The organism is Bradyrhizobium iriomotense (assembly GCF_030160715.1).
Taxonomy (GTDB): domain Bacteria; phylum Pseudomonadota; class Alphaproteobacteria; order Rhizobiales; family Xanthobacteraceae; genus Bradyrhizobium; species Bradyrhizobium iriomotense.
Window position 1 is genome coordinate 1 of record NZ_BSOW01000095.1, and the last position, 2685, is coordinate 2685.

The following is a 2685-nucleotide window of genomic DNA, read 5'->3' on the forward strand; positions in this document are numbered from 1 at the left end:
TGCGCGGCGGCGATCAGGGTGAGACTCCAGCGACAATCAAGGTGAGACTGCGCCGATGGGGACGGACCGAAGGGAGGGCGTAGCCCGACCGGAGGACGGTCCCCATCGGCGTCGCGCGTTTTTGGACCCGTCTGGCGGCTGGGCGGGGCTGGTGCAAGCTGTTGATTTGTCTCGACAAGAGGGAATCGATGCCTTGCCTGGCCTCCACATCACCGACCACCAGATGAGGCTGTACATGACCTACCGACTGACGTTGTCCCCCGAAGCCGCCGCGGCCAAGGCGGGGTTCTCGAAAGCGAGTGCGTATCGGATCGAGGGCGATGCGCGTCCGCCATCGCAGAAGAAGGCACCGAGGGGCCGGCGACGATCCGACCCGCTCGCGCCCTATTGGGACGCCGAGATCGTTCCGATCCTGAAGGCTGCGCCCGGTATCCGCGTGATCGGCGTGCTGGACGAACTGCGCCGACGGCATCCCGGCTTCAACCCCAACATCCGACGCACGCTGGAGCGGCGCATCAATGCCTGGCGGGCGCTCAACGGCCCCGAACAGGACGTGATCTTCCGCCAGCAGCACGAGCCCGGCCGCCTGGGTCTGTCCGACTTCACCGACGTGAGCGCACTCGGCATTACCATCGCGGGTGAGCCGCTCGATCACCGGCTCTATCACTTCCGGTTGGCCTTCTCCGGCTTCGAGCATGCCCATGTCGTGCTCGGCGGTGAAAGCTTCGTCGCCCTGGCAGAAGGCTTGCAGAACGCGCTGTGGGCGCTCGGCGGCGTGCCGCGGGAGCATCGCAGCGACAGCCTGTCGGCGGCGTTCCGCAATCTGGCGGCCGACGCGCGGGAGGATCTGACACAGCGTTACGCCGGGCTGATGGGCCACTATGGCATGGCGCCAACGCGCAACAATGCGGGTATCGCACATGAGAACGGCTCGATCGAGAGTGCACACGGTCATCTCAAGCGAGCGCTGGAGGATGCGCTGTTGCTGCGGGGCATGCGTGACTTCGCCAGTCTCGATGCCTATCGGGCTTTTGTTGACGAGATTGTCGGCCGGCGCAACGCCAACCTCGTCAAGCGGATCGCGCTCGAGAGGGAAGCGCTGGCGCCGCTGCCGAAAGGCCGCACGACTGACTTCGAGGAGAAGGTGATCCCGGTGACGTCGTCAGGCGGCTTCATTTTGAGACGCGTGTTCTACACCGTCCCTTCAAGATTGATTGGCCATCGCCTGCGGGTGCGCATCTTCGACGACCGGCTCGAATGCTTCCTCGGCGTCACTCCAGTCGTGACGTTGCGGCGCGGTCGGCCTGTATCGGAGCGCCAGGGCGGGCATGTCGTCGATTATCGGCACGTCATCCATGCCCTGCGGCGCAAGCCGATGGCGCTGGTCAGCCTCGTGTATCGCGACCAGCTCTTCCCACGCGCGGCTTACAAACGTCTGTTCGAGACCTTGCGGGAACACGGTGATGACCGGCGCGCCTGCAAGGTGACGGTCGAGCTTCTGGCGCTGGCCCATGAGCGCGCCTGCGAAGCCGAGCTCGCCGAGGCGATCGCGATCGACCTCGATGCCGGACGGCTACCCGATCTCGCCGCACTGCGCGATCGCTTCCGACCCCAGGCAGCCTCGATCCCGAGTGTCGCCGTCAAGCTGGCGCCGCTCGAAGCCTACGATGAGCTGGCCTCCGTCAGCACCGTGTCGGTCCACTCGAACCTGGGAGAAGCAGCATGACCAGCATAGTGAGCTCCATCGATGCCGCCCGCGTCGAGTTGCTGCTCAATGAGCTGCGTCTGCCCGGCGTCAAGGCGATCTGGCCGATGCTCGCTGCGCAATCGGACAAGGAAGGCTGGCCCGCCGCCCGCTTCCTTGCCGCCCTTGCCGAGCACGAGGCAGCCGATCGCACCCGCCGTCGCATCGAGCGACACATGGCGGAAGCGCGTTTGCCCGCCGGCAAGACCCTCGCCACGTTCGACTTCGAAAGCGTGCCGATGCTGTCAAAGGCACAGGTGATGGCGCTCGCCGCCGGCGACGTCTGGTTGAAGACCGGCGCCAACCTGCTGCTGTTCGGTCCACCCGGCGGAGGCAAGACTCATCTCGGCGCCGCGATCGGCCTGGCTCTCGTCGAGGATGGGTGGCGCGTTCTCTTCGCACGCACCACCGATCTGGTGCAGCGGCTGCAGGTAGCGCGGCGCGAACTGGCGCTGGAGTCGGCGATCGCCAAACTTGACCGCTACGACCTCCTGATCCTCGACGACATCACATATGTGAGCAAGGATCAGGCGGAGACCAGTGTGCTGTTCGAGCTAATCGCCTCCCGCTACGAGCGACGCTCGCTGCTGATCACGGCCAATCAGCCATTCGGCGAATGGGGGCGTATCTTCCCGGATCAGGCAATGACGCTCGCGGCAGTAGATCGCTTGGTGCATCACGCCACGATCCTCGAGATGAACGTCGAAAGCTACCGTCGGAAAGTTGCTCTCGATCGAAAACGCGGTCCAGGCCGGCCACCGGTTCACGCCACTCCAAACGAGCTCGACAAGCCTGTGATTGACGCTGGCAGCGCCGCTTGATTGTCGCGCAGCGTCAATCATTGCTTGCCAAGCCGGCGGCCAGCGTCAATTATCTCCTGACTCGGCCGCCTCGTCTCATCTTGATTGACGCGCCGCTCTCATCCTGATTGTCGCGCTATA

The 2685-nt window shown here is 64.8% G+C and carries 2 protein-coding genes; both read left to right on the forward strand.

All coding sequences use genetic code 11. From position 1 onward, the window contains the following. The first annotated feature begins 193 nt into the window (after nt 1-193). On the forward strand, nt 194-1726 hold the full coding sequence (gene istA / locus QQL28_RS45505; RefSeq protein ID WP_431309738.1) for an IS21 family transposase: 1533 nt from the start codon (nt 194-196) through the stop codon (nt 1724-1726). Then, nucleotides 1723-2565, forward strand: a complete 843-nt coding sequence (istB, locus tag QQL28_RS45510; RefSeq protein ID WP_284276390.1) for an IS21-like element helper ATPase IstB — start codon at nt 1723-1725, stop codon at nt 2563-2565. Before istA ends, istB begins: the two co-directional genes overlap by 4 nt. The last annotated feature ends 120 nt before the right edge of the window (nt 2566-2685 follow it).